At 52.5% G+C, this 25,730-nt stretch carries 28 protein-coding genes; 19 read left to right on the plus strand and 9 right to left on the minus strand.

What is annotated here, in order from left to right:
- On the plus strand, positions 1-203 hold a 203-nt coding region (locus AC4IE8_RS12090), incomplete at its 5' end, for a hypothetical protein (protein ID WP_490791118.1).
- 312 nt (positions 204-515) lie between these two features.
- Here the strand turns inward: AC4IE8_RS12090 and rdgB are convergent.
- The 4 genes from rdgB to AC4IE8_RS12110 all read right to left on the minus strand — a co-directional run bounded on the left by rdgB (position 516) and on the right by AC4IE8_RS12110 (position 4,383).
- Entirely contained in the window at positions 516-1,124 is a 609-nt protein-coding gene (rdgB, locus tag AC4IE8_RS12095) for an RdgB/HAM1 family non-canonical purine NTP pyrophosphatase (RefSeq protein WP_490791119.1), read from the minus strand.
- A 177-nt stretch (positions 1,125-1,301) separates the two neighbouring features.
- Entirely contained in the window at positions 1,302-2,018 is a 717-nt protein-coding gene (rph, locus tag AC4IE8_RS12100; RefSeq protein WP_068987418.1) for a ribonuclease PH, read from the minus strand.
- Positions 2,019-2,178: 160 nt separating this feature from the next.
- On the minus strand, positions 2,179-2,871 hold the full coding sequence (locus tag AC4IE8_RS12105) for an SOS response-associated peptidase (RefSeq protein WP_490791120.1): 693 nt from the start codon (positions 2,869-2,871) through the stop codon (positions 2,179-2,181).
- 30 nt (positions 2,872-2,901) lie between these two features.
- The gene (locus tag AC4IE8_RS12110) at positions 2,902-4,383 is read right to left on the minus strand and encodes a helicase HerA-like domain-containing protein (RefSeq protein WP_068987420.1); all 1,482 of its coding nucleotides are present in this window, start codon (positions 4,381-4,383) and stop codon (positions 2,902-2,904) included.
- 198 nt (positions 4,384-4,581) lie between these two features.
- Between AC4IE8_RS12110 and AC4IE8_RS12115 the strand changes: the two genes are divergently transcribed.
- The 3 genes from AC4IE8_RS12115 to AC4IE8_RS12125 are packed head-to-tail and all read left to right on the plus strand — an operon-like array spanning position 4,582 to position 6,227.
- Positions 4,582-4,974 (plus strand): DUF2780 domain-containing protein, encoded by a 393-nt coding sequence (locus AC4IE8_RS12115; protein ID WP_490791121.1) that lies wholly within the window; start codon positions 4,582-4,584, stop codon positions 4,972-4,974.
- A gap of 10 nt (positions 4,975-4,984) precedes the next feature.
- Positions 4,985-5,905, plus strand: a complete 921-nt coding sequence (gene ypfJ, locus AC4IE8_RS12120; RefSeq protein WP_068987421.1) for a KPN_02809 family neutral zinc metallopeptidase — start codon at positions 4,985-4,987, stop codon at positions 5,903-5,905.
- Positions 5,906-5,939: 34 nt separating this feature from the next.
- Positions 5,940-6,227 carry a GlsB/YeaQ/YmgE family stress response membrane protein gene (locus AC4IE8_RS12125; protein ID WP_068987422.1) on the plus strand — a complete coding sequence of 96 codons (288 nt, stop codon included), beginning with the start codon at positions 5,940-5,942 and terminating at the stop codon, positions 6,225-6,227.
- Positions 6,228-6,259: 32 nt separating this feature from the next.
- On the opposite strand, the gene AC4IE8_RS12130 is transcribed toward AC4IE8_RS12125, so the two are convergent.
- Together AC4IE8_RS12130 and AC4IE8_RS12135 are read right to left on the minus strand one after the other, a co-directional pair.
- Complete coding sequence (locus AC4IE8_RS12130) at positions 6,260-7,147, minus strand: PP2C family protein-serine/threonine phosphatase (protein ID WP_068987423.1); 888 nt, start codon at positions 7,145-7,147, stop codon at positions 6,260-6,262.
- Positions 7,144-8,073 (minus strand): serine/threonine protein kinase, encoded by a 930-nt coding sequence (locus tag AC4IE8_RS12135; RefSeq protein ID WP_068987424.1) that lies wholly within the window; start codon positions 8,071-8,073, stop codon positions 7,144-7,146. Before AC4IE8_RS12135 ends, AC4IE8_RS12130 begins: the two co-directional genes overlap by 4 nt.
- Positions 8,074-8,455: 382 nt before the next feature.
- Between AC4IE8_RS12135 and AC4IE8_RS12140 the strand changes: the two genes are divergently transcribed.
- Complete coding sequence (locus tag AC4IE8_RS12140; protein WP_490791122.1) at positions 8,456-9,322, plus strand: YicC/YloC family endoribonuclease; 867 nt, start codon at positions 8,456-8,458, stop codon at positions 9,320-9,322.
- Between the two features lie 487 nt (positions 9,323-9,809).
- Complete coding sequence (folE, locus tag AC4IE8_RS12145) at positions 9,810-10,484, plus strand: GTP cyclohydrolase I FolE (protein WP_068987426.1); 675 nt, start codon at positions 9,810-9,812, stop codon at positions 10,482-10,484.
- Between the two features lie 150 nt (positions 10,485-10,634).
- On the opposite strand, the gene AC4IE8_RS12150 is transcribed toward folE, so the two are convergent.
- The gene (locus AC4IE8_RS12150; RefSeq protein ID WP_490791156.1) at positions 10,635-10,850 is read right to left on the minus strand and encodes a DUF302 domain-containing protein; all 216 of its coding nucleotides are present in this window, start codon (positions 10,848-10,850) and stop codon (positions 10,635-10,637) included.
- Positions 10,851-11,269: 419 nt separating this feature from the next.
- Here AC4IE8_RS12150 and AC4IE8_RS12155 point away from each other — a divergent pair, with 419 nt between their 5' ends.
- The 7 genes from AC4IE8_RS12155 (at position 11,270) to AC4IE8_RS12185 (ending at position 15,873) form a co-directional block, all read left to right on the plus strand.
- Positions 11,270-11,833 (plus strand): dihydrofolate reductase family protein, encoded by a 564-nt coding sequence (locus AC4IE8_RS12155; protein ID WP_068987428.1) that lies wholly within the window; start codon positions 11,270-11,272, stop codon positions 11,831-11,833.
- Positions 11,834-11,897: 64 nt separating this feature from the next.
- Positions 11,898-12,563, plus strand: coding sequence for a hypothetical protein (locus AC4IE8_RS12160; protein ID WP_490791123.1), 666 nt, complete (start codon positions 11,898-11,900; stop codon positions 12,561-12,563).
- A gap of 171 nt (positions 12,564-12,734) precedes the next feature.
- On the plus strand, positions 12,735-13,415 hold the full coding sequence (locus AC4IE8_RS12165) for a phytanoyl-CoA dioxygenase family protein (RefSeq protein ID WP_490791124.1): 681 nt from the start codon (positions 12,735-12,737) through the stop codon (positions 13,413-13,415).
- Between the two features lie 233 nt (positions 13,416-13,648).
- Positions 13,649-14,020, plus strand: a complete 372-nt coding sequence (locus tag AC4IE8_RS12170) for a hypothetical protein (protein WP_490791125.1) — start codon at positions 13,649-13,651, stop codon at positions 14,018-14,020.
- A 109-nt stretch (positions 14,021-14,129) separates the two neighbouring features.
- The gene (locus AC4IE8_RS12175) at positions 14,130-14,567 is read left to right on the plus strand and encodes a hypothetical protein (RefSeq protein ID WP_068987432.1); all 438 of its coding nucleotides are present in this window, start codon (positions 14,130-14,132) and stop codon (positions 14,565-14,567) included.
- 346 nt (positions 14,568-14,913) lie between these two features.
- The gene (locus AC4IE8_RS12180; RefSeq protein WP_068987433.1) at positions 14,914-15,387 is read left to right on the plus strand and encodes a pentapeptide repeat-containing protein; all 474 of its coding nucleotides are present in this window, start codon (positions 14,914-14,916) and stop codon (positions 15,385-15,387) included.
- A gap of 183 nt (positions 15,388-15,570) precedes the next feature.
- Positions 15,571-15,873, plus strand: coding sequence for a hypothetical protein (locus tag AC4IE8_RS12185; RefSeq protein WP_490791126.1), 303 nt, complete (start codon positions 15,571-15,573; stop codon positions 15,871-15,873).
- Between the two features lie 77 nt (positions 15,874-15,950).
- Here the strand turns inward: AC4IE8_RS12185 and AC4IE8_RS12190 are convergent, their stop codons facing one another.
- Complete coding sequence (locus AC4IE8_RS12190; protein ID WP_490791127.1) at positions 15,951-16,409, minus strand: hypothetical protein; 459 nt, start codon at positions 16,407-16,409, stop codon at positions 15,951-15,953.
- 136 nt (positions 16,410-16,545) lie between these two features.
- A complete protein-coding gene (locus AC4IE8_RS12195; RefSeq protein ID WP_490791128.1) occupies positions 16,546-20,262 on the minus strand; it encodes a DUF1631 family protein in 3,717 nt (1,238 codons plus the stop codon).
- A 340-nt stretch (positions 20,263-20,602) separates the two neighbouring features.
- Between AC4IE8_RS12195 and AC4IE8_RS12200 the strand changes: the two genes are divergently transcribed.
- The 6 genes from AC4IE8_RS12200 to AC4IE8_RS12225 all read left to right on the plus strand — a co-directional run bounded on the left by AC4IE8_RS12200 (position 20,603) and on the right by AC4IE8_RS12225 (position 25,575).
- On the plus strand, positions 20,603-21,409 hold the full coding sequence (locus tag AC4IE8_RS12200; protein ID WP_068988489.1) for a M48 family metallopeptidase: 807 nt from the start codon (positions 20,603-20,605) through the stop codon (positions 21,407-21,409).
- Positions 21,410-21,464: 55 nt separating this feature from the next.
- A complete protein-coding gene (gene gmk / locus AC4IE8_RS12205) occupies positions 21,465-22,082 on the plus strand; it encodes a guanylate kinase (protein ID WP_068987437.1) in 618 nt (205 codons plus the stop codon).
- 71 nt (positions 22,083-22,153) lie between these two features.
- Complete coding sequence (miaB, locus tag AC4IE8_RS12210; RefSeq protein WP_068987438.1) at positions 22,154-23,503, plus strand: tRNA (N6-isopentenyl adenosine(37)-C2)-methylthiotransferase MiaB; 1,350 nt, start codon at positions 22,154-22,156, stop codon at positions 23,501-23,503.
- Positions 23,496-24,470, plus strand: coding sequence for a PhoH family protein (locus AC4IE8_RS12215; protein ID WP_068987439.1), 975 nt, complete (start codon positions 23,496-23,498; stop codon positions 24,468-24,470). Before miaB ends, AC4IE8_RS12215 begins: the two co-directional genes overlap by 8 nt.
- 8 nt (positions 24,471-24,478) lie before the next feature.
- Positions 24,479-24,943: an rRNA maturation RNase YbeY gene (ybeY, locus tag AC4IE8_RS12220; RefSeq protein WP_490791129.1), complete on the plus strand. Its 465-nt coding sequence runs from the start codon at positions 24,479-24,481 to the stop codon at positions 24,941-24,943.
- The gene (locus AC4IE8_RS12225; protein ID WP_490791130.1) at positions 24,943-25,575 is read left to right on the plus strand and encodes a CBS domain-containing protein; all 633 of its coding nucleotides are present in this window, start codon (positions 24,943-24,945) and stop codon (positions 25,573-25,575) included. Before ybeY ends, AC4IE8_RS12225 begins: the two co-directional genes overlap by 1 nt.
- Positions 25,576-25,730 lie beyond the last annotated feature (155 nt).

Raw genomic sequence — 25,730 nt, forward strand, 5'->3', positions numbered from 1 at the left:
TTAGCCAGGTGAAACGCTTCGCGTACACCCTCTCCCCAACCCCTCTCCCATCAAGGGAGAGGGGCTTATCTTCGCGATTGGCGTCCAAGCGTTATATCAAAAACCTGAAGCTCAGGAAGTTACGCGATTACCAGTCCTGGAATCTATTTGTGGAATATGATGCGTTGATTGTTTTGATTGAGTCCATAAATAAGCGCAAATAGATGGGGACATGAACTCCCCTCTCCCCTTGCGGGAGAGGGGCCGGGGGAGAGGGGGAGAATCAGCACCTTAACCTTCATAAGAACTCAACAGGATAAAGACGAGGGATCAACGCGTTTTTATCTTTACATCTGAAACCAGGGATTCAGGTTTTAGCCAGGTGAAACGCTTCGCGTACACCCTCTCCCCAACCCCTCTCCCATCAAGGGAGAGGGGCTTATTTCGCGATTGGCATCCATTCGCGCTCAATCAAAAACCTGATGCTCAAGAAGTTACGCGATTGATATTCGCATTCATTTGTGGACTTAAGATAATTAAACCGAGAGTGCCTGCAACAGGGCCTTCAGTGCCTGCCCGCGATGGCTCAGGCTGTTCTTGGTCTGCGGCTCCAGTTGTGCCGAACTGCAGTCATGGGTGGGGACATAAAATATGGGGTCGTAGCCAAATCCGTTCTCGCCTTGCGGTTCAAAAAGAATTCGGCCCTCCCAGCTGCCCTGGCAGATGATAGGGGTCGGATCCTCTGCGTGACGCATGTAGACCATCAGGCATTGGAAGCGGGCTGTACGTTTCTCTTCCGGTATATCTTCGATACAGCTCAGCAGTTTCTGCAGATTCTCTTCATCAGAGGCCCCCGCCCCTGCAAAGCGGGCTGAGTAGATGCCGGGTGCGCCACTCAGTGCGTCGACCTCGATACCCGAGTCGTCTGCGATGGCCGGCAGGCCACTCAGGCTCGATGCATGGCGGGCCTTCTTGATGGCGTTTTCAACAAAACTGAGACCATCTTCTATGGCGTCGGGAATATTGAAATCCTTTTGTGGCACAACGGTGATCTGTTCGCTGGCCAACAGCTGATTGATCTCTCTGACCTTGCCCGCATTGTTACTGGCCAGTACGATCCGTTCACCTGAATGATGTCCTGTCATTTCACTCTACCTGTTTCTCTGGTTTGACTGAGCTCTGAGTGTTGTAGCGTTGGGAGTGTTTTGAGTCACTCTGGTAAACGCCATCCATGAGTCCTGAATCTTAGCTCACAACTTTTAATGACAACTTAACAGCAAGAGGCATTACAGACTCAGGGAAGCGTTGCTCATCCGCAAGCTTTAACCACCCAACGCTTGCTTCTGTATCTGGCAGATCTGTTGAATGCCCTGGTCTGCCAGATCCAGCATGGCGTTCAGTTCATCGCGGCTGTAGGTATCGCCTTCTGCAGTTCCCTGCACCTCGATGAATCCCTGCTTTTCATTCATCACAACATTCATGTCGGTCTCGGCGTTGGAGTCTTCCGCGTAGTCCAGATCCAGTACGGGGGTGCCCTGGTATATGCCCACCGAGACTGAGGCCACCATGTTCAGCAGCGGGCTCTGCTCCAGCAGTCCGGCAGCACGGGTATGCTCAATGGCATCGACCAGCGCGACACAGGCTCCGGTGATGGAGGCGGTTCGGGTGCCGCCATCGGCCTGGATGACATCGCAGTCCAGGGTGATGGTTCTTTCACCCAACGCTTTCAGGTCCACGGCGGCACGCAGCGAGCGTCCGATCAGTCGCTGTATCTCCTGGGTTCTGCCGCTCTGCTTGCCCCGGGCAGCTTCACGACCCATGCGATCGGTGGTCGACCTGGGCAGCATGCCATACTCGGCGGTGATCCAGCCTTGACCGGCGCCTTTGAGAAACCTGGGTACGGATTCATCGACACTGGCGGTACAGAGTACCTGGGTGTCGCCAAAGCAGACCAGAACGGATCCTTCAGCATGCTTGGTGAAGTTACGGGTAATGCTGATCTCTCTCAGCTGATCGGGTTGGCGTCCGGAAGGTCTCATGTCGCTCCTTAAGGAATTGAAGGCAATTGTGATTGTCGGGTGCGCTATTATGGTTGAATGGTTTGGAGATGTCAGCCTAGTTGCTATTGGTCAGGCAATCAAATGGTTTACTCTATGTGAATGGTTTTAGTCGAAGCCCGGAGATGAGGAAGATTAAGTTTTAAGTCAGTCTGAATTGATCCGAGTTTGAAATATTCTTGATCAGGTCAGCGTGATCGTTGCCCGGGCTGTTCACGGCACGGCTGACCGGGTAGTGATCAACCTCACCGGGCGGTGCCGGTCTCAGCAGGGGCAGCAGTTGCTCCTTGGTCTGTACCTGGGGATCCAGCCAGCAGTCGAAATCCTCAGGTTTGAGAATGATCGGCATGCGGTCGTGAATCGGCGCCACATCCTGATTGGCTTCGCCGACCAGGATGGTGCAGGAGTCGATCTCCCGGCCGGATTTATCCTGCCAGTGTTCATAAAGACCGGCCAGGGCAAACAGGGGTTGGCTGGTCGGGCGGAAGCAGTAGGGCTGCTTGATGTTGTTCTCCTTTTTCCACTCGAAAAAGCCGCTGCAGGGAATCAGGCAGCGTCGGTATTTGAAGGCGGCCCGGTAGGCCGGTTTGTTGTCCACCGTCTCGGCCCGGGCGTTGATCGTTTTGTAGCCGATCTTTTCATCCTTGGCCCAGAAGGGGATCAGCCCCCAATGAAAACCGCCCAGCACTCGCTCTCCGTTCGGTGCCGCCACCGCGAGGATATCCTGGGAAGGTGCGATATTGTATCTGGGCTTGAGCTCGATGGCTGTGGCTTCCAGGGAGAAGTAGCCTTCAAGCTCATCCATCTTTACATCGAGGTAGAGTCTGCCGCACACAGTGAAATCCTGGATTAGGGTTAACAGGCCCTAGCCTTTCCCCATGATCGATCCGAGTATGCCGCGAATGATCTGCTTGCCCAGCCTGGAACCGATCGCCCGGGCGATCGATTTGGCAAACGCCTCACCAACTCCTTGTTTTCTTGAACCGCCGCTGCGACGCTTGCTGCTTTTGGCCTGCTTCTCCTGCTCCTCGGATCTGGCCTGCTCCTCGCGACGCTTGATCAGCTCCTCTTCCCGTTTTTTCAGCAGTTCATAGGCGGACTCCCGATCGACCGTCTCGCCATATTTGGATTTCACCGGCGAGCGACCGATGATCTTTTTACGTTCCGCTTCACTGACCGGACCGAACTGGGAGCAGGGTGGGGACATCAGGGTCTTCTCCACTATGCTCGGCACACCCTTTTCGTCCAAGGTGGAGATCAACGCTTCACCGACCCCCAGGTTACTGATCATCTCCTCGGTGTCGAAGGCCGGGTTCTCACGGAAGGTCTCGGCCGCCGCTTTGACCGCTTTTCTGTCCTTCGGGGTGAAGGCCCGCAGGGCGTGCTGAATGCGGTTACCCAACTGACCGATGACCTGATCCGGCACATCGTTGGGATACTGGGTGACAAAAAACACCCCGACCCCCTTGGAGCGAATCAGTCGCACCACCTGGGTGATCTTCTCCAGCAGCGCCTTCGGCGCATGGCTGAACAGCAGGTGGGCTTCGTCGAAAAAGAACACCAGTTTCGGCAGGTCCGCATCACCCCGTTCCGGCAGCTCTTCCATCAGTTCGGAGAGCAGCCAAAGCAGAAAGGTGGCGTAGATGCGGGGTGAATGATAGAGGGTGGTTGCATCGAGAATACTCACCACTCCCCGGCCGGAGAAGTCGTTCTGCATCAGATCCTCGATGTGCAGTGCCGGTTCGCCAAAAAAGATCTCACCGCCCGCCTCCTCCAGGGTCAGCAGGCGTCGCAGAATGGCCGTGACGCTCTGCCGGGAGACCCGGCCATATTCCCGTTCGAGATCCTTGGCGTTGTCCGCAACCCAGTTGAGCATGGCACGCAGATCCTTCAGATCGAGCAGCAGCAGCCCTTCATCGTCCGCCAGGCTGAATGCGATCTGCAGTACGCCCTCCTGGGTCTCGTTGAGTTCCAGCAGATTGGCCAGCAGAGTCGGGCCCATTTCCGAGACCGTCGTCCGAACCGAATGTCCCTGTTTGCCGAACACATCCCAGAAGAGCACCGGGCAGGGCTCGAAGTTGTGCGCTTCAATCTTGATATAGTCGAGCCGTTCAGTGATCTTCGGGTGAGCCTTGCCGGCGCCGGCAAGACCGGAGAGATCGCCTTTTACATCCGCGGTAAATACCGGTACGCCGAGGCGGGAGAAGGATTCCGCCAAGACCTGCAGGGTTACGGTTTTACCGGTTCCAGTGGCCCCGGTGATCAGACCGTGACGGTTCGCCATCCCGGCGTTGAGCAGTATCTGTCGATCACCATTACCACCGAGCAGAATGTTATTGTTGGTCATGTTGCTGGTCCTGAGATAGTTGACAAAGATTTACCTTCAGTACTGGTCTATCTTCGGGTTTGGGGTAGACTCTGTGAAGCATACCGCCTTTGATAATCGCTATACTTATACGCTGATGACAATTCATTGATCAAGCGGGATTGTGATTTCTTTTATGGCTCAACAACGACAACCTTGTGGTTCGCGGGGGATATAACAATGATGGAATTGGTTCAACAATTGATTTCGGGCGCCGGTGTCAGTCAAGAGCAGGCTGAGGGTGGCGCCGGACTGCTGTTCGGTCTGGTGAAAGATCAGCTCTCTTCCGGAGACTTCAGTCAGGTCACGAATGCGGTCCCCGGGATCGAGTCTCTGATCGATGCTGCCCCCAGTGAAGACTCCGGTGGTCTGGGTGGCTTGCTTGGTGGCGTGGCCTCTGCAATCGGTGGTGAGCAGCTGGGTAATATGGCATCGCTGGCGAGCGGTTTTTCCAAACTCGACCTGGATGCGGGGATGATCGGCAAGTTCGTTCCCATCGTACTCTCATTTCTGCAATCACAAGGTGGCGACGGGCTATCCGGTCTGGTAGCCAAGGTTCTGCAAGGGGATTGAGGGACAGCTCATGCGCTGGCGCGGACAACGACAAAGCAGCAATGTGGAAGATCGCCGGGGAATGCGTTCCTCTTCACCCCTGGGCTTGGGGGGCGGCGGTGGCGGACTGCTCAATCTGCTGCCAATGGTATTCAAACTGTTTGGTGTTAAAGGCGGTATCGTCGCGGTTCTGGCAATCGGCGCCTATGGTCTGCTGAGCGGTAATCTGGGCAGCATGCTGGGTGGCGGCTCCGGTGGTGAGAATCTCTCCACCGGTGGTGGTCAGCCGGTCAAGCAGAGTGCGCAAGAGCAGGAGCTGGTGCAGTTCGTCTCTGTGGTGCTGGCCGACACGGAGGATACCTGGCATCAGCTGTTCCGCAAGATGGGCTCCACATACAAGGAGCCCGATCTGGTACTGTTCCGTGGCGCCACCAAGACAGCCTGTGGCTTCGGCCAGGCGGCGATGGGCCCTTTCTACTGTCCGGGTGACCAGAAAGTCTATATCGACCTCAGCTTCTTTGATGATCTGAAAAAACGTTTCAAGGCACCGGGTGATTTTGCCCAGGCCTATGTGATTGCCCATGAAGTGGGTCACCATGTGCAAACCCTGTTGGGGATCTCGCAAAAGGTGCATAAGGCCAAGGCGTCACTGAGTGAAGTGGCGGGCAACAAGCTGTCGGTTCGTCAGGAGTTGCAGGCGGACTGTTTTGCCGGGATCTGGGCCTTCAATGCCGATCGATCCCGTCAGTTACTTGAGTCCGGGGATATCGAAGAGGGGCTGACCGCCGCCAGTGCCATCGGTGATGATCGATTGCAGAAACAGTCTAAGGGGTATGTCAGCCCGGACTCCTTTACCCATGGGAGTTCAGCCCAACGTGTGAAGTGGTTTCAGGTGGGCTTTAAGAACGGTGACCTGAAAAAGTGCGACACCTTTGCCGCAAACCAGTTGTGACTGAATGCTCGCGAGTCGATGAGGAGTAGATGAAATGGGGATAATTTCTTGGGTGATTCTGGGGCTGATTGCCGGTGCACTGGCCAAGTGGCTGATGCCGGGCAAGGATGGCGGTGGCATTTTCGTTACCATGCTGCTGGGTATCGCCGGCGCTCTGGTAGGCGGTTACATCGGTGAATTTCTGGGGATTGGCAACCCAGGTGGATTGAGTCTCAGCAATATCCTCAGCGCGACGGCAGGCGCCTTCCTGATTCTTTTTGCTTATCGGCTGGTCAAGCAGTCGGGGGGTGAGTCGGCTGAGGGATCGACCGGGGAAGAGTGATCCGACGACCGGCTTGAGCTGAAGATTTCAGCTCACTCCTCATCCAGGTCGTCGACCATCTTGCGCAGATCCTGGATCGCCTGACTGACATCGACACTCTCTTCGGGGTGATCCAGGATGCCCCGGTTCTTTTTCGCCAGTGACATACTGAAATCGGCAGGCGTCAGCTTGGCCTCACTCGCCCGCCAGCGCAGAGCAACCACTGTGACGTTATCGCTCTCTGGGTTGCTTTTTGTCTCGGCCTGTTTGGCAAGATCACTGATATTGTTCAGCAGTGGCGCGCTGTTTTTATAGAGGTTGTCCACCATCGGCCGTTCCGGCAGGGGGCCCCAGAAACCATCGCTGCAGAGCAACACCACATCACCCTGTTTCAGATCATGGGGGCCGCTGAGTTCGGCAACCGGCCGGTTGCTGTTACCACCCAGGCAGCGGGTGACGTAGTTGCGAAATTTGTGGGTATGCACCTGAGCTGCGGAGATCAATCCCTGCTGGCGCAGATGTTCCACATAGGAGTGGTCATCGGTGCGCAGATGGATCACGCCGTCACGCATGATGTAGAGACGGCTGTCGCCGATGTGCGCCCAGTAGGCGGTGTCTTCCTGTACCAGGCAGAGCACGCCGGTTGTGCGGGGTTCGATGGGGGGCTCCTGGCGATCGCCGAAGGCGGTGATCTGCTGGTGGCTCATCTCCATCAATCCGGAGAGAAAAAAGCGTGGATTGGAGATCGGTTTGCGGCTGGTGAGGAAGGCCTTGCGGGCGTTATCCATGAGGATTTGCGCCGCCATCTCCCCTTTGGGATGGCCGCCCATACCGTCGGCCAGGGCCAGCAGAATGGCATCCGGGGCCTCCATGATCAGACAGCGGTCCTGGTTCATGGAGCGATTGCCGATCAGGCTGCATTGAGCGGTTTCATACTTCACGAGATCGCCCTCTTCTCATCGAACAGCTCGGAGAGCGAACTTTCCGATTCGATCGGATTATTGCTCTGCAGTGCCTCCAGCAGTTCCTTGGCATTTTGCGGGCGCTTCTCGTAACCGATCTCCATCGCCCAGTCGATCGCTTCCAGCATCGCGGCCGGGTAGCGTCGGCGATAGATACGTGCGGCGGGCTTCAATTTCTCTTTGGCGTGTCGTTCGATGGCCGAGGGTGGCGCCTTGCCGTCGAGACAGGCGCGCATGCTGGCGCCGATGGCATAGACATCACTCCAGGGGCCGACATTGCCGGATTGGTAATACTGCTCGACTGGTGAGAAGCCAGTGGTCACCACCCGGCCTGTACGGGTACCCTCATTGCGCACTTCATGGACCGCGCCGAAATCGAGCAGCAGCGGGTTGCCCCCGGTGCGCAGATGGATATTGCTCGGCTTGATGTCGAGGTGCAGCAGATTGCGTGAATGGATCTGACTCAGCGCATCGAGGATCGGCGGAAACACCGTCATGATAAAGCGGGTACTCAGACTGCCGCTGCGCTTTTTGATGTAGCTGGCCAGGTTTTTACCCCGTTCGTGGTCCATTACCAGGTAGCCGGTGTTGTTGGCCAGGAAGAAGCCTCTCACCTGGACGATATTGGGATGACGCAGCGAGGCCAGTACCTTCGCCTCCTGATAGAACAGGCGCAGACTGCGGTTGAAGTTGTCGACCTGTTTCTCTTCAAGGGGCACCACCTTGCCGTTGCTGGCGCGGCGGGCAAGCTTTTTCGGCAGGAACTCCTTGATGATCACCTCATCCTGGGTATCTTCATCCTCAGCAAGATAGATCAGACTGAAGCCACCGCTGGCGACCACTTTCATGATCACATAACAGTCAATTTCAGTGCCTTCCGGCATGCTGTCTCGAAGCTTATCCATTCAGGTTTGTCTCGGCTGGTTTGCTATCCGTCATCTCACTGATTATAAGGCCTTTTAATAGAATTACTCCCATTCTCACCGGATTTGTGCCCTGCCCGTCGGTGAAAAAGTGATTTTCATCAAAAAATTCTTATGCCGGGGGAGACAGACAGCACCAGCAATAGTGTCCAGTTCCAGATAGCGGCCCAATCGCTGAAATCTGAAATCTTTTGCCGTCGAAAGGCGATTTTTTTAACCCAAATCACAGCAGATCGCTTATGATAGATGAGTTACAACCACTTGGCCGGGTGCCAATTAAAGCCACTGGATCCATCCAATCCGATCCGGCAGGATCCGGGCCAGGCCACCAGCCGTATCAACCAGAAAGATCAGGCAGACCAATATGATCAGCAGTATGACCGCCTTCGCAAGGGAAGAGTATCGAGGTGAACTGGGCAATATGAGCTGGGAGATCCGCTCAGTCAATCACCGCTACCTGGAGGCTTTTCTGCGTTTGCCTGAAGAGCTCAGGGCCTTGGAGCCGAGTATCAGGGAGCGCCTCAACAATCGTCTCGGGCGGGGAAAACTCGATGTCAGTCTGAAGTACAAGGCGGGCACCAGCAGCGATGCCTCCCTGTGCGTCAACCAGCGACTGGTCGAGCAGTTGATCGATGCGGATCAGCAGCTGGCCGATATGATCGAGCTGGAGCCCAGCATGCGCTCCGGCGACCTGCTGCGCTGGCCTGGTGTGCTGGAAGAGGAAGAGCGGGACTTCACGCCGGTCAAGGCGCAGGCGATGCAGCTTTTGGAGACCGCCCTCGACAGCCTGATCGACAACCGTTTGCGGGAAGGGGCGCGGTTGGGTGAGATCATCGCCTTGCGCTGCGATGCCATGGCTTCGGAAGTAGGTCGGGTGAGGGGGTTGATGCCCGATGTGCTGGAGTCGGTGCGAAGCCGGATCAAAGACCGCCTCAATGAAGTGATGGAAGAGCTGGATGAAGCTCGGGTCGAGCAGGAGATGGTGCTGTTGGCGCAACGGCTCGATGTGGATGAAGAGCTGGATCGCCTGGAGACCCATATTGAAGAGGTGAGACGGGTGCTGGAGTCCGATGAGCCGATCGGACGACGTCTCGATTTTCTGATGCAGGAACTCAACCGGGAAGCCAACACCCTTACCTCCAAATCGAATAGTGTCGAGGTGACCCGTTCGGCGGTGGAGATGAAGGTGCTGATCGAACAGATGCGTGAGCAGGTGCAGAATTTAGAGTAACCCGGTTTGTAACCGGCTTTTTTCTGTGCCTGGTTTGCCAGCATGAACGTGCTATTTGCTTCAGTTGCTCACAGCTACAAAGCCCTTGGAAGGTTAACCTAAGATCTATCTGGACGGTTTTTTCAATGGATCCCAGCTCCTAACAGAGGTCAATTGGTTGGCAGAGCGTGCGGAGTTGTCAGCCACATCCGCTTATGCCAAGCCAGTGTGAAAAGGGATTGGCTGGGAGCGAGATATTTCCTTTAGGAATTGCGTGTTTTCTTTGTTACATCAACTGCCTATTATCTTTCTAACAGTTAAGTTTTAATCGATTTGTTATCTGGCGTCGGTGTGTGAATCGAAGTTCACATCAGCTTGATTGATGAACTGACCAGATCGCATTCAATCCCACCAGCAGACCAATTTGTACAAACGGTTATGTTTACTCTTGGGTTGGACTCCATTGACCGATTAACTCAGAGATCATGCCGACGGAGTGACCACAGCCATGCTCAACAAACCTGTACGTCTTACCAAACAACCAAAAATAAGTGACGAAGCAGCCTTGGTGCGTGATGCATTGATCGAGCATGGCCTCGAAACCCCAATGTTCGATAATGGCCTGAGCCAGGATCAGAAGTATGATCGAATCCGTGATCTGATGAGTGATGTGATGCAGACACTCGGTCTCGATCTGTCAGACGACAGCCTGAACGAGACACCCCACAGAATTGCCAAGATGTATATCCACGAGATCTTTTCCGGTCTCGACTACAGTCACTTCCCAAAGATCACCCTGATCGATAACAAGATGGGTTCGGATGAGATGATCTCGGTCGAGGAGATCGACCTGACCAGTACTTGCGAACATCACTTCATCACCATCGACGGCAAAGTGAAGGTGGCCTATCTACCCTCAGCAAGCCTGATCGGTCTGTCGAAGATCAACCGGATCGTGCGCTTTTTTGCCCAGCGGCCCCAGGTGCAGGAGCGCCTCACCCGGCAGATACTGGTTGCCCTGCAGACGTTGCTGGATACCGAGGATGTGGCTGTTTCCATCGAAGCTACCCATTACTGTGTAAAGGCCAGAGGAGTGATGGACAGCAGTTCACACACCAGAACCAAAGCGCTTGGCGGCAGTTTCAAGCGAGACCCCTACCTGCGGTCAGAGTTTCTGGCATAAACTGAGATTGCAACCGAGAAAGCCGGTTGGCGGTTAGCTAAAAGATTTGTAATAAAAAAAGCAGTTGGGGAAGACGCATTTCAGCGAAAATGGTGTGGGCCGGAATCCCCGGATTCCATTCCCGGGAGTGTCAGAATCGATAGTCAGGAATCAATTGTCAGCCATTTTGGCCATCGCACTCTCAACGGTCTTGTTGAGTTTGGCGATCGATTTCGTCATCACTTTTGCAACCTTGGGTTCCAGCATGGTGCTCATCATCTCAAAGTTCATGCGTGAGATAACAACCGTACCATCCTGCTTGCCATAGACGGAGAGACCACAAGGCATCATGGCAGAGACGTAACGGGTCTCATCGGCAGCCAGCAGTAATCTGTGCTTACCCTCTCTTCAAACGATTCAGAATTCAGTTGATCGATCAAAGTCTCGTCTGAGAATCTTTTTCCCGTAGGGTGTTAGCAGCACTTCATCCTCTCGTTCGCCATTCCCTAGAAGCAACCTCTTATAAAAAATGCTTACTTCCTGTGCCTAATACTGAATAGTGTAATGTTTGACGCTAAGGGAAATGTACAAGAACGATTAAAAATGTTCTTTAATAAAAACAGATGGTTAGTGAGGGGCTTGAGTAAGATTGATCTTGAAGTATTAATTAGGCAGTCAAATGAGAACATTTGTAGTACTGTTGACGTCATAACGTATTATATATGCCATCTGCATAATACATTTTATGAGCCGTCCACATAATCAACAGTTATAAGAAATCTCAGCATCACGAATAGGAATTAGATATGAAATGCTCCGTCTATATTGCAACTAGCGTGGATGGTTATATCGCTACTCCGGAAGGTGCGGTCGATTGGCTACATAGCGCTGGCAACCTGGAAACTGATATGGGAGATGATCTGGATATGGGTTTCGGCTCATTTATTGAATCTGTTGATTGCATGGTCATGGGGCGTAAATGCATGGATATGATTTCTAGTATGAATCTATCTCTTGAGCAATGGCCTTATGGTGATATTCACATCGCTGTTTTGAGTAACACGGTGAGAACACCACCCGAAAATCTAAAAGGCAAGGTGGAAATGTTCTCTGGTAAAATTACCGATTTGGTAAAGACGCTAGAAAGCAAAGGATTTAAGCACGCCTATATAGATGGCGGCTCCACAATTACCTCATTTCTTAATCATAGACTTATTGATGAAATGATAATAACTAGAGCGCCAGTGCTGTTAGGTGAAGGCATCCCTCTTTTTGGCAAGCTCGACAACCAAATTAGACTAGTGAATTCCGAGGCAAAAGCTTTTGCAAATGATTTCATTCAAATTAAGTACAGAGTAAATTACTTATAACAAGCAGCTGTAGCGGATCAATTTACGCTACGCTCCAATTGCCCGCTGAGCTGGACGTTAAGCATTGAAAAATTTGACGAAAATATTGATTGGAATGAGTTTAAAATTCAAAGGATCTAAAAAAATAGGATTAGTTTTTGTGGTCATGTTCCTTACCTGCGTAACTAGTGCATGTTCAAATAGGTTCGTGCTGCCTCCAATGGAGCAAAAAATGGAGAAAGTATATTTGTTAAAGTACTCTACTTGGGGGCACCATTCATTGGCTTTCTACAGAGACGGCATATTGACTGAATATACTTATGGTGATTGGGAATTATTCGCCTTGAATAAGCGCGATGGTTGGACTGCGTGGAAAAATATGACTATCTCTTCACAAGGAGCTCTTGGTCGAAAGTCCGTACGGCTAAACCCTGGCGACTCAATTTGCGACAAATTTGCAGGTTGTGAAGTCGTTGTTATGTTTGATGCCCCACAGGACAAGGCGGAAAATTTAGGTGAATTTCTAAAAAATAGCTATGAGTCAAATTCTATAACGGAGGTGTATAACTCGAAAGAAGATGTGCATTTCGTAAAATATGCTAAGCCTTATTGGGGGTTTCATAACTGTAATCATGAGTTAGTAGACTGGTTAGAACTGCTTGGTGGTAAAGTCACAGGGTTAGTATTTTATAAGCCTCAGCTCATAGAAGGAATGGAGCCTAAGGTATTGCCAATAGTGAATATTCAATGAGCGTAGGCAGACAAATGCCTAACAAGCGTAGGCAGACAAATGCCTAACAATGGCAATCAACACGGAGATTTTTCCGCAGTGTTTGAGCTGTGCTAAAAAGAGCCTAGCACAGCTCAAACACCGCTACAAAATGCCGGTTATTGCTGGCGTCAGAAGCAAAAGAGAAGAAGTATGAAGCAAGAATATAGTAGAGACGGATACTATTTAATTCAGGGTGCTTTTAGTGATGAAAACGTAACTACCCTGCGGAATGAACTGTCTAATTTTGGAGGAAAGCCAAATAACTTTGGGATAAGAGATTTGATGAATAAGGCACCATACATAAAAAGGATGGCATCATCTTCTCCATTAATTGATATTGCAAGAGAAATATTAGGAAATAATGTGCGTCCAGTAAGGTCGGTGTTCTTTGATAAAAATGAAGTAGCTAACTGGAATGTAGCTTGGCATCAAGATACATCCATAGCACTAAAAACCAAACATGATATCAATGGTTTTGGCCCTTGGAGCGAAAAACAAGGTGTGGTCCATGCTGAGCCGCCAGCTGAATATTTAGCCAGCACTTTAACATTAAGAATTCATCTTGATAAAGCAAATACTGAAACAGGGGCACTGCGTGTAGTACCAGGGACACACAGAGATGGAAGAGTGAAATCTAGTGAAATATTAAAAATAGTTGAGAACTCCACTGTGGTTGAGTGTTGCGCTGATCCTGGTGATGTTTTGCTAATGAACCCACTACTATTCCATTCATCTAGAAAGGCAAGCCACCCATACCACAGAAGGATCATTCACATAGAATATTCTGCCATGGTATTGCCGGCTCCATTGGAGTGGTTTGAATGTGCGTAGCCACTTCTAACAAAACAATACAGCGGGAACTCCAATCATAGCTCGGAAGTGTCTACCGTACCGTGGGAACTCCAATTTTACTAACCTGAACCAAGTAAATACATAACAATTCACTCCACAAGGGTTGTCAGCACTAACAATCTATCAAACTGTAAACTAAAAAATATTATCTACTTTATTCCAGTAAGTTATTAAAATACTTTATATTTTCACGCATCTAATAACGGTGACCAATGATAAAGCAAGTTTTGTTATTACGAATGAGTTATTGGTTAGCTGCAATTGCGGACTTTGCAGTCGCGATATTAGTGTGGATGCCTGAAAGGATGGGGGTAACTGAAACAGTCTATCCAATGGGGCTCGCATCTGCAGTAATCTTCTCATGGGCCGTACTCTTATTGTTGGCCGATAGAAAACCTTTGGAAAGAAGGTGGATATTGTTGCCAACGATTCTTGTCGTTGCATTGTTAGCTATCACACGAACTCTATTTTCGCAGGATGGAGCTATTGAGTTTAGTATTGTTCTGCTTCTTTTTGCAATTGCACTGATCATCTTTATGGCTTATAGCTACTACTACGCTGGTAAATATCATGCAAGCAAATAGCCTTAAATCAAAATACACATAACAACTCTCTCGCCTGGACGCGTATTACGCTGCGTTTCATTTGTTTAGCACAGCTTTAACCTTGTTTTCTCTAGAAAAGGAGGCACCAATGATTTTTACGATAGGTATAATAACAATCATCTTAGGTCTCATTGGCTGGGTAGGGCAAACATTGGCAGTCTTTAATAATGAATTGGCCACTAAGCTCGGGCTTTCCGAAACTGAAGAAGTAATGGACCCTACGATGCTTGCTTTCGAAAGATTCAGCATGGGTATCATGGATTTTTTGCTCATGTGGATTCTTCCGCTATCAGGATATTTGATGATTATTGGCAATGAGTGGTGGCCTGTGCTTGCACTCGTTGGGGGAGCCGTTTATTTGTACATACCTGGCTGTTTCAGCATAACCAGAATTGTGCTGGGAAAGCGTGGGTTAAAGATTGGAACTCGTTCGGCGCTGATTACCGCCTATGTTCTCGCGGTACTTTGGACTGTAGACGCCTTGGTAATGATGAGTTTGGCTGTCAAAGAGTTGAACTTGTTATAAACACCAAAAAAAACTTTCAAGGCGCTCCAGCGGTTGAATCATTACTGTGCCAATAAGTATTAGGGTGTTAGCGAAGTAAGCTGGAAGTTTATAGTTGGTAGACTTTTCGCTCGTGCTCTTATTTTTGCTATAGAAGCAAATACTAATTGTTGTAGATCAAAGCAAAAATCCAGTTTAGTAACAATATAGAGATCTGAGTCATAATTGACCTATCCAGCGGCATATTAGGCCATTTCTATCGCGACCCTGCAGTAGATACGCGATATCTAATTTTACACCAGGGAGCGAATCCATGAGAAAACTTAACTGTACTAATATCATCTGTTTAGTCATTTTAACAGTCTCTATGTTCTGGGTCTCACAGGTCATGGCCTGGACCGATAACATCACTGAAACCGCTTATGTTAATTCGATCTGCAAACTGGAGCCGGAAGCCCAATGTTCCTGGGCTATCCTGATTGATACCAAGGCACCGGGTGTTGATATGCATGAATCCTCTCTGGCCTCCGCCCGTCTCGATCGCTCCAACTTCGAACGCGCAAACTTTTCCCGCTCAATCTTTCAGTTGGCGAATCTCAAGGATACCAATCTGATGTTAAGCAATCTGGAATATGCTCATATGCATGGTGTCAATCTGCAGAATGCCAATCTGATGCTGGCCAATCTGACCGGTGCCAGTCTGTTCGATGCGGACCTCAGTGGCGCCGATCTGCGTGGAGCGAATCTGCAGGGGGCTATTCTGATCAAGGCGAAATTTGATCATGCCATCTGGACGGATGGAAGGATTTGTGCCGAAGGCTCTATTGGTCAATGCAATTAGATCCGGTCTGTCTGCACGATCAGTGCTACCCTGTCTGGTTTCGGATAAGGTATCGATTCTTTTAAATAGGTAGCGCTGATTGCCGATGAGTATCTCAACAGCCGAATAACCCCAGGCTCTCCAGCGTTGAAAACAGGCTCCGATTGATCAATATAATGGATTATAACAAGCTTGGAGAGAGCCATGAGTTTCATCACACCGGTCGCTCTGTTGTCAGCATTGGTCTCCTGGGGTTTTCTGATCATGACATTTGTGAATCTGCTCTCAGGGTATTTAGACACCCGAACCTGTCAGACAGATTGTGTCAGTAACTACTACTTAATCTCTGCAGCATTTGGCCTGGCGGCCGGTGCTCTGGCAACCCTCTCTGTCTTCCGCTCAGGCTTTAGCTTCGGGCAGGTCGTCAGCTGGCTGTTTGCCGTTTCACCGATTACCATTGTGCTCGCTATTTTCCTGATTGGCTATCTGGGTACGGCTGCCCACTAGGCAGAATACGGAGATGACTCACTGTGAACCTGTGCAGCTAATAGAGAAATGCCAATACAGTTAAACACCGATAGCAACTACTTCAGTTTGAACGCTTCTGTGATTGCTTCACTGCACGCATCTTCCGGCGCCGTCATTTTCAACGGGATACCGCTCGGTGATATGCAGTTGATGCTAACCATCTGGTCGGCTTCGATGCCGACGACCCGCATCACCCGCATTGGGTTGTTGCTGTAGCTGAGGTCGATAACCGCCAGTTGCCTATCACCAATCCACTCATAGCGTCCCACTGCCTGAGGTTTGCTGATACGTTCCGCCGGCGGGATGTTGTTACGCTCGTACGCTTGGCTGAGGCTCTGCTCGGCACCCTCAATGACTTCATCCACCATTTGTTGCAGAAAGCCCTGGCCGAAGGAGTTTTGAGTCAATCCTTCCGCAGGCTGTTTACTGACCTTGACGTTTGATGGGGCCGGGACAAAATCACATCCGCTTAAGGTCAGGCTGAGGGTCAGGATGGCGAGTGGAATACGGGGCATGGTGTGTCCTTTGTACAAACTACTGACACTATTCTAACTTGGAATTGGGGCTGACAATAAGTTGATTCGGTTTTCGATGTGAACACGGATTCAGTTTGCAATGCGCGACCTGTGGAATGAGGCTGGCGGATCCGGATCAGTGAATGGCTGATTTGTCAGGTTTGATGATTTCACTCAGGACGTCCACCAATGGCGTAGGTTTACCGAAGTGGTAACCCTGCCCGTAATCCACACCCATATGTTTCAGCGCCATGGCGGTCGTCTCGTCCGAGACAAATTCGGCGATTACCCGTTTTTCCATGAAATGGGCGATTTCGGTGATCGAGCTGATCATCGCATAATCCGCCGGTTTGTTGAGAATCTCGCGCACAAAGATGCCATCGATTTTGACGTAATCCACCGGGAAATCCTTCAGGTAGGAGAAGGAGGCGTATCCGGAACCGAAGTCGTCCAGGGAGAAAGCGCAGCCGAGTTCGCGGATCTCATTGATGGTGGCTGCCGTATCACTGATATCCCCCACCAGGGCGGTTTCGGTGATCTCAAAACCAAAATGTTTGGTCTCAAGAGAGGTGCCTTTGATGCGCTCGATCAGCATTCGCTTGAAGTCCATGTCCCCAAGGGATTTGCCGGAGAGGTTGATGGAGAAACTCTGTCCATCGGGGAGCTGGTGGGCATAGGGTTCCAGCTGTTTGAAGAAGGCTTCCACTACCCAGCGGTCCACATCCCGCATCAGATCATAGGTTTCCGCGGCCTCGATGAAAGCCTGAGGCGACTCAAGTTCACCATTCTCATTGCGCACCCGCAGCAGGATCTCATGGTGGTGAGACGTCAGCTGGTTGGATTGCAGGGGGACGATGGGCTGGACAAACAGTTCCATGCGCCCTTTGGCCAACGCCTCTTTGATGCCGGGTAGCGATTCCACCAGCTGTTGACGTTGCTGATAGACCGAATCGCTCTTCAGATAGATGCGGGTGCAGTTACCGCCGCCCTGCTTGGCCATGTTGCAGGCAGCTAACGCGGCTTGCATCAGCTTATCCGCTTTTTCGTCGCTGCTATCGATTTCGACGATACCGACACTGGCGGTGGTCGGAATCATACGCCCTTGCCACTCAAACGTGGTCTCATCAATCGTCTGACGCAGCATCTCAGCGGCCTGATACCCGGCCTCCAGATTCTCTTGTGCCAATAGCAGGGAGAATTCATCGTCACCAATTCGGCCCAAAGCGCCACCTTCCGGCAGATAGCTGAGCAGGATGTCAGTGACGATCTGTAACAGCTTGTCGCCACCTTCGAATCCGCACAGGTCATTCACCACCTGAAATCTGTCCAGGTCGATCTGCAGCAGGATGCCGCTATCTTTCTCTGTCTGATTGAGGTATTTGCTTAGTTCGGCTTCGAATGCCCGACGGTTGTAGAGTCCGGTCAGCGAATCGATCTCGGATTCCTGCTTGAAGTCACTGTAACTGTTGGCAAGCATGGTTTCGATGGTGCGCTCGACGATCGGTTTGGCGGAAGACTCCATCACGCTGATCTGCTGATCGGCGAAGCGGTTTGCCAGATTGTCCAGGGTTTCATCGAGCGCCTTGAAGCCATCCCCGTCGACCAGCAGATAGCGGTCTGTCTGCGGGTTTTTCCAGGCCAGACTGAGGACATTGAGCTGGCCTTTCTCATCCTGCTTGACCAGCCAGGTATCCAGCTCGATCTTGTTAACCGTGTGGCGCCACTGATCGCCTGCTGTAGTATCGCCATTGCCGGCATGGTCAATGTCCATGCCTTGAAAATAGTGATGAAGGTAGGCTTCGTTCACTTCGATCCGCAGGTCGGGGAACTGGTCACCTTCCGCGCCGATCTCGAGAATTCGTTGTAATTCCTGTTCAAATGACTTGGCTTGTTCGGCGTAGATTGGATAGTCCGTGAAGCCTTTATGAATCATCGTCATCATCGCCTGTTGCTGCTTGGCGGTCAGCTGATGTTTTCCTGGTGGATCTGAAAAGATTCGGTGTAGCAGCTCAACGATCTGTAGATAACCTTGCCAACCTGTCTCGTCCGCTTTTTCCAGGACTGCGGTCTGTACCATCAGATTGACCCAGCCGAAGCGAAACAGCTTGTCGACGATTGGTGAGATGGTCTGGTTGAGGAGGGTCTTTGAGAGCGCCTGGTAAGTGGTCAACTGCGCCCGCCGGAGCTTTTCATCCTTGAGGCAGCGTGAGATGGAGAGTTTTCGGTTGGCCTCGAAACGGCTGCGTTGCTCGCTCAACAGCTGCTCCAGTTCACTATTGACTTCATCCACATGATTGAACTTGCCGCTCTCCACCGCTTCGGTAATCTGCGTCAGCTGCTGCGTATCCCTGTCACGCAGTAACGAACGCTGGTTTCCACGATTGACATAGGGTTTCAGGCATTCGATTGTATCGAGTAGCCGTCTTACCGGGTGGTCGCTGTTCTCCAGCAGACTGGTATCCTGCAGTACCGCTTCGATGATGAGAAATTTAAGACTGCCCATCAGCTCCCGTATCTGCTCGGTGATCAATGGGTCTTCGCTCAGGGTGGCGACCAGCTCCTCACCGGCGCCGATCGCCGCCCGGGCTTCAGCGGAAAGTTGGACCGGCTTTGAACTCTCCTCCTGAATCAGGTTTTCGATCTGCTGCTGCAAGGTGGCGGCCTGGAGCCTGGAGAGAGAGGCCAGGCTGGTCATAACCTCCTTGCGTTCATCGTCCGACATGCCTTGGGTCGGTTCCTGGTCGTCACTGTCCGGGTGGAGGTTACTGAGTTTGCTCAGATGGCCGATCGGGGTGTCGTGGATCGTATGCGCGTCACTGCTTTTGATGATTGTCCACGCAGATTGGGATGGACTTTCAAGGCCATCGATGTGGGCTTTGTTTATCTGTTTTAACAGATTTTCGTAGAAGCGATTCAATCCATTTAGCAGGGTGCTGCGAAAGGCAATCAGTAAAATGCGTATGATTTTGGCATCGAACTGATAGCTATCCAGCAGGTTTTTAAAGATGGTCAGCAGGCTAATCGGGGCGATTGGATTGAGTTCGTTGTGTACGTTGCTGTGACAGAGGTGACTGAGGGCTGTCTCAATATGGTAAAGCGGACGGGAGACCTCAGATTCAGCCCGACGGGCTACATCATTGACCAGGATCCAGGTTTCTATCTCCTGGGTTTCTACCAGGGACAATTCAAGGTCGTTGTCCGAGCTTGGGGCGGTTTCGCTTGTCTTGCCTTCTATCAGGTCGCTAAACCCGTGCTCAAATTGCTCTATGAATTGCTGATTGAGTTTGTGCTGGTCTTTTTCCAGGCTGTTAAGTGCGAAAAAGAGACTGGACTGCTCCTGAGGATCGACGGAATCAACGATGACCTTTTGCAGCTCCTTTTGAGCAACCGTGAAAAAATCGCTTAAACCATGTTCCAGATAAGGTTTTGTGAGTGCCTGAATCTGATTCAGCAGATCCTGCTGCTGTTTTGGGTCGTGATGTTTGTCGGCAACCCGGATCTCCGAGTCAGCACTAGACGCCTGGTGGTGAGAGTAGAGTGACTCAAACAGCCTGGTGCCGCTGCCGTTGGCGAAAGAGAGCCCCATGCCGCCGTGGTCGAAGTAGACAACCCGTGCAGGTACCTGTTGTGATTCCTGCGGGACTATAAGAAGAATCTCTTCTCGATCGACTTCCGAGATGTAGCCGTGGGGTAGGGCTTCATTGAGACGGGTATCACTGCAGCACAGATAGACGCCGCCACGGGAGAAGTTGAGCATCCGGCAGTCATCAAAGCTCTCGGATTGATATTCGATTACCACCGGAATATCAATTTTCAAGCGTGGGTGGCGTCTGCGATTCCTTTGGTCTTTCAAAGTTGTTGTCCTATCTGGTTAAGTCCATTTAATCCTGAGTGAATCTAGGGGTTATGGATTGGCTGTTGTTGATCCCTAAATAAGCTATAGGGTTATCGGCAGAGTGTGTGTTTGGCTTTAGTCAATGGACCAATTAGTGACTGGGTGAATTGTTAAATAATGTTCTTTATGAGCCATTTGCCTGGATCCATAACAACCACACCCCGGTTTTTTCAAAGTTGGCAATGGAGGGATCTAAAGCGCAGAATAGTGGTCAGTTTTAATGTCAGAAACCTGGGGCCTGTGAATGGGCCTCATCAACGAAACTCAACCTGGCGAGCTGTGGATCTGTCTCAATAACATGAAAGTCTGTAACTGCCTCACCTTAATCCTGATCCTGTTGACCCTGGTTGCCTGCGCCACCAGCCCCACGGGACGTAAGCAGCTGATGATCGTCAGTGAGGAGATGGCGATCAACTCCTCGAAAACGGCCTATACCGAGATGCTGAAACCCTACCAGGAAGAGGGAAAGCTGGACAACGATCCGCTGCTCAAGGCGAGGGTGGCGCGCATAACAGGTCGGTTGATTGCACAGGCGGTGAAGTTGCGTCCGGAGACCGAAAAGTGGGCCTGGAGCATGAAGCTGCTCGATGATCCGGAGACGGTCAATGCCTGGGCGATGGCCGGGGGTAAGATGGCGCTCTATACCGGGCTGGTGGAGAAGATCAAGCCGACGGACGATGAGCTGGCGCAGGTACTCGCTCACGAGATTTCTCATGCACTGGCGAAACACACCGCGGAGAAGATGTCTGTGGCAATGGCCAGCCAACTGGGTATCGCTGCCGTTGCGGCATCAACCGACAACAAGGCGGTGGTGGCCGGTTCGCTGATGGCGGCCAAGCTGGCGATCGATCTTCCCAATAGTCGTACGGCAGAGGAGGAGGCGGACAGAATCGGCATCGAGCTGGCGGCCAAGGCCGGTTATGACCCTCGCGCAGCGGTTACCCTGTGGAAAAAGATGGGGGAGGTCTCCGGTGGGCGGACCCCGGAATTTCTCAGCACCCACCCGAGTCCGGCCAATCGTGCCGAGACACTGGGCAAGCTTGCGGATAAAATGATGCCCTATTTCAATGCGCCAGGTGAGCGTCCCAGTTTCGATTATCAGTAACCCGGACACGAATCGGCAGCATCAATCCATAGCCTTTAGCACCTCAGGACCCAATATGGCCACAGGCACGTTGTACATCCTTTCGGCACCATCCGGTGCCGGTAAAACCAGCCTATTGAAATCTCTGCATCAACAGGATGGGGCCTTGCAGGTCTCCATCTCCCATACCACCCGGCCGATGCGTCCCGGTGAAGAGGATGGCAAGGACTACCACTTCATTGGTCAGGAAGCGTTCCAGCAGATGATTGGTGCTGCGGCGTTTCTCGAGCATGCGGAGGTGTTCGGTAACTTCTATGGGACATCGGAGTTCGCAGTCAGATCCCAGCTGGACGCGGGCCGGGATACGGTATTGGAGATCGATTGGCAGGGGGCCCGGCAGGTGAGAAAGCGCTTTCCGGAAGCGGTCTCGATCTTTATTCTGCCACCTGGCCCTGAGGTGCTCTACGAGCGGTTGAGCGCCAGAGGGCAGGACAGCGAAGCGGTGATTCAGGGTCGGATGCAACAGGCGGTAAGTGAAATGTCTCACTATGCTGAGTTTGACTACCTGGTAATCAACGACGATTTCGACACGGCACTGGCGGAATTGGCGGCAATCGTCACCGCCCAACGCTTGAGACTGGTGGCCCAGTCCGAGCGTCACAGTGAGCAGATTACTGCCCTGCTCACGGTTTAACAGCTTCAAGGATTGGATCTCGACCCCACAAGCTATACTATAGCGACCCTTATTTTGAACCGGGACTGACAATGGCCGGAAAACTCTACATCAAAACGTTCGGTTGCCAGATGAATGAATACGATTCATCGCGCATGGCGGATGGCCTGCGCGTGGCTGCCGGACTGGAGCTGACGGAGGATCCGGAAGCGGCGGATGTGTTGCTGCTGAATACCTGTTCGATCCGGGAAAAGGCGCAGGAGAAGGTCTTCTCCCAGCTCGGGCGCTGGCGCCCGTGGAAGGAGCGCAATCCCGCACTGATCATCGGGGTGGGTGGTTGCGTGGCCAGCCAGGAGGGTGATGCGATTCGTCAGCGTGCGCCCTATGTGGATCTGGTTTTCGGGCCCCAAACTCTGCATAGACTGCCGGATATGGTGCAGCAGGTACGCCGGGAGCATGCCCCGCTTGTGGATGTCAGCTTCCCGGAGATCGAGAAATTTGATCGCCTGCCGGAGCCCAGGGCCGAGGGTCCGACTGCCTATGTCTCGGTGATGGAGGGGTGTTCCAAATACTGCACCTACTGCGTGGTGCCCTTTACCCGCGGTGAGGAGATCAGTCGTCCGTTCGACGATGTGATCACCGAGGTGGCCGGTCTGGCCGAGCAGGGGGTGAGGGAGATCCATTTGCTCGGGCAGAATGTGAATGCCTATCGGGGGGAGATGCATGAGGGGGGCGAGGCCGACCTGGCGCTGCTGATCGAATACGTGGCTGCCATCGAGGGTGTCGAGCGTATTCGCTTCACCACCTCCCACCCGGTTGAGTTTTCCGACAGTCTGATCGATGTCTATGGTCAGGTCCCTGAGCTGGTGAGCTTTCTCCATCTGCCGGTGCAGTCCGGTTCCGATCGGGTGCTGGCGATGATGAAGCGGGGCCATATGGCGGTGGAGTACAAGGCCAAGATTGCCCGGTTGCGCAAAGTGCGTCCCGATATCACCATCTCATCCGATTTCATTGTCGGTTTTCCCGGCGAGACCGAGGCAGACTTCGAGCAGACTCTGAAGCTGATCGAGGAGGTCGGCTTCGATCACTCCTACAGCTTCATCTACAGTCGTCGGCCGGGCACCCCGGCAGCGGATCTGCCCGATGACGTGTCGTTGGAGATCAAGCAACAGCGGCTGGAGCGTCTGCAGCAGCTGATCAATACTCAGGCACAAAGCATCAGCCGCCAGATGGTGGGTACCACCCAGAGGATTCTGGTGGAGCGCCCGGCGAAAAAGGATCCAGCGCAACTGGCGGGTCGTACTGAGAACAACCGGGTGGTCAACTTCACTGCACCCGCTGAACTGATCGGCCAGTTTGTCGAGGTGCGGATTACCGAGGCACTGCCCAACTCCCTGCGTGGGGAGTGGCTGGGACAGCTCAAGGAAAGCGCTGTTGGCTGAACACCCTGAATCCCTGGATCTGGCTCTGGAGCCGGCCGACAACACCCGATTGGCCAATGTCTGTGGTCAACTGGATGAGCATCTGCGGCTGATCGAACGGCGCCTCGGTATCGAGATCAATAATCGTGGCAATCAGTTTCGTCTGATCGGTGAGAAGCACGCCATTCAGGCCGCTGAGCAGGTGCTGAATGATCTCTATCGCGCCGCCTCAAGTGAGCAGCTCGAACCGCAGCGGGTCCATCTCTTCCTGCAGGAGGCGGGGGTGGATGAGCTGCTGGATCAGAATCGGGGCAACGATCTGCCGGAGACGGTGATCAAGACCCGTCGGGGTTTGGTGCGTCCCCGGGGAGCGAATCAGAAAGAGTACCTGCACAAGGTGCTGACCCACGATATCAATTTCGGTGTCGGCCCGGCCGGTACCGGTAAAACCTATCTGGCGGTAGCCAGTGCGGTGGATGCCCTGGAGCGGGATCAGGTGAGACGCATCCTGCTGGTCAGGCCGGCGGTGGAGGCTGGAGAGCGGTTGGGCTTTCTGCCGGGCGATCTGTCACAGAAAATCGATCCCTATCTGCGTCCGCTCTACGATGCGCTCTACGAAATGCTCGGTTTTGAAAAGGTCGCCAAGCTGGTGGAGCGTAACATCATCGAGATTGCCCCATTAGCCTACATGCGGGGGCGTACCCTCAATGAGTCCTTTGTGATTCTGGATGAGGCGCAAAACACTACCCCCGAACAGATGAAAATGTTTCTGACCCGGATCGGTTTCGGCTCCACCGCTGTGATCACCGGGGATGTGACCCAGATCGATCTGCCCAGAGGTCAGCAGTCGGGATTACGCCAGGTGACCGAGGTTCTGGCCCATGTCGAGGGGATCAGCTTTACCTTTTTCAATGCACGTGATGTGGTGCGCCATCCGGTGGTGCAGCGGGTCGTGCGCGCCTACGACGAGTTCGATCAGCGTAACTGACAACCCCCATGAGCAACTTGAAGTTGGAGATACAACGGATTGCCGAGGCATCCGAGGGTAGCCCCTCGGATCGGCAGCTGACGGCCTGGGCCGAGGCCGCCTTGGCAGATTCCGGAGAGCAGGTTGAGATGGTGATCCGGATCGTCGATGAGCCGGAGAGCCGGCAGCTGAACCGGGACTACCGGGGCAAGGACAAGCCGACCAATGTCCTCTCATTTCCATTTGAATCGCCGCCGGAAGTCGCGCTTCCACTGCTTGGCGATCTGGTGATTTGTGCCCCTGTGGTCTCGACAGAGGCGCGTCAGCAGAACAAAACCCTTGAAGCCCGCTGGGCGCATATGGTGGTCCACGGCACCCTTCACCTGCAGGGTTATGACCACCAGGATGATCAACAGGCGCAGCTGATGGAAGATAAGGAACGGCAGATCCTTCAGGCGCTCAATTTTTCCGATCCATACACAGACGAGAAGTAATGAACAGCGAAGACCGATCAAGTAACGGTTCCTCCAACCGTTGGCTGGAACGCATCAGCCGAATGTTTGGCAGCGAACCGCAGGACAAGGAAGAGATCTACAATCTGCTGAAGGAGGCGAGTGAGCGGGAGTTGCTCGATAATGACGCCCTGAGCATGATGGAAGGGGCGATGCTGGTTTCCGAGCGACGGGCCAGGGATGTGATGACCCCAAGGGCCAAGTTGGAAGTGGTGCGGGCTGTCGATGACCTGGACGAGGTACTGAGGGTAGCTATCGATTCGGCCCACTCGCGGATGCCGGTGGTCGGTGAGGACGTGGATGAGGTGCTGGGAATGCTATTGTCCAAGGATCTGTTGCCGTTCTTTCAGAAACAGCAGCGGGATCGCTTCGATATCCATGATGTGATGCGTGAAGCGTTGTTCGTGCCTGAAGCGATGCGTCTCAATCAACTTTTAAAGAACCTGAAAAAGAGCCGTAATCACATGGCCGTGGTTGTCGACGAATATGGTTCCACGGCCGGTGTGGTGACCCTGGAGGATCTGCTTGAACAGATCGTTGGTGAGATCGAGGATGAGCACGATATTCCAGAGGAAGAGATGGATGGCGTTGTACAAGGGCCTGTTAACCCTTAAACAATACGTCCTGTTGTGCCTGAAAAAGCGCCAATCAAGGCGCGAGGAGAGAAGTTTGATTGTTCCAAATGAGCGACGAGCAACGCCGAGTGGCGCTTTTTCGGGCACAACCCCCCCATATTGAAATAAAAAGAGGGGCTGGGACTGTTTTTGCG

The sequence above is a fragment of the Candidatus Thiodiazotropha sp. AKAK2 genome (genome assembly GCF_058244685.1).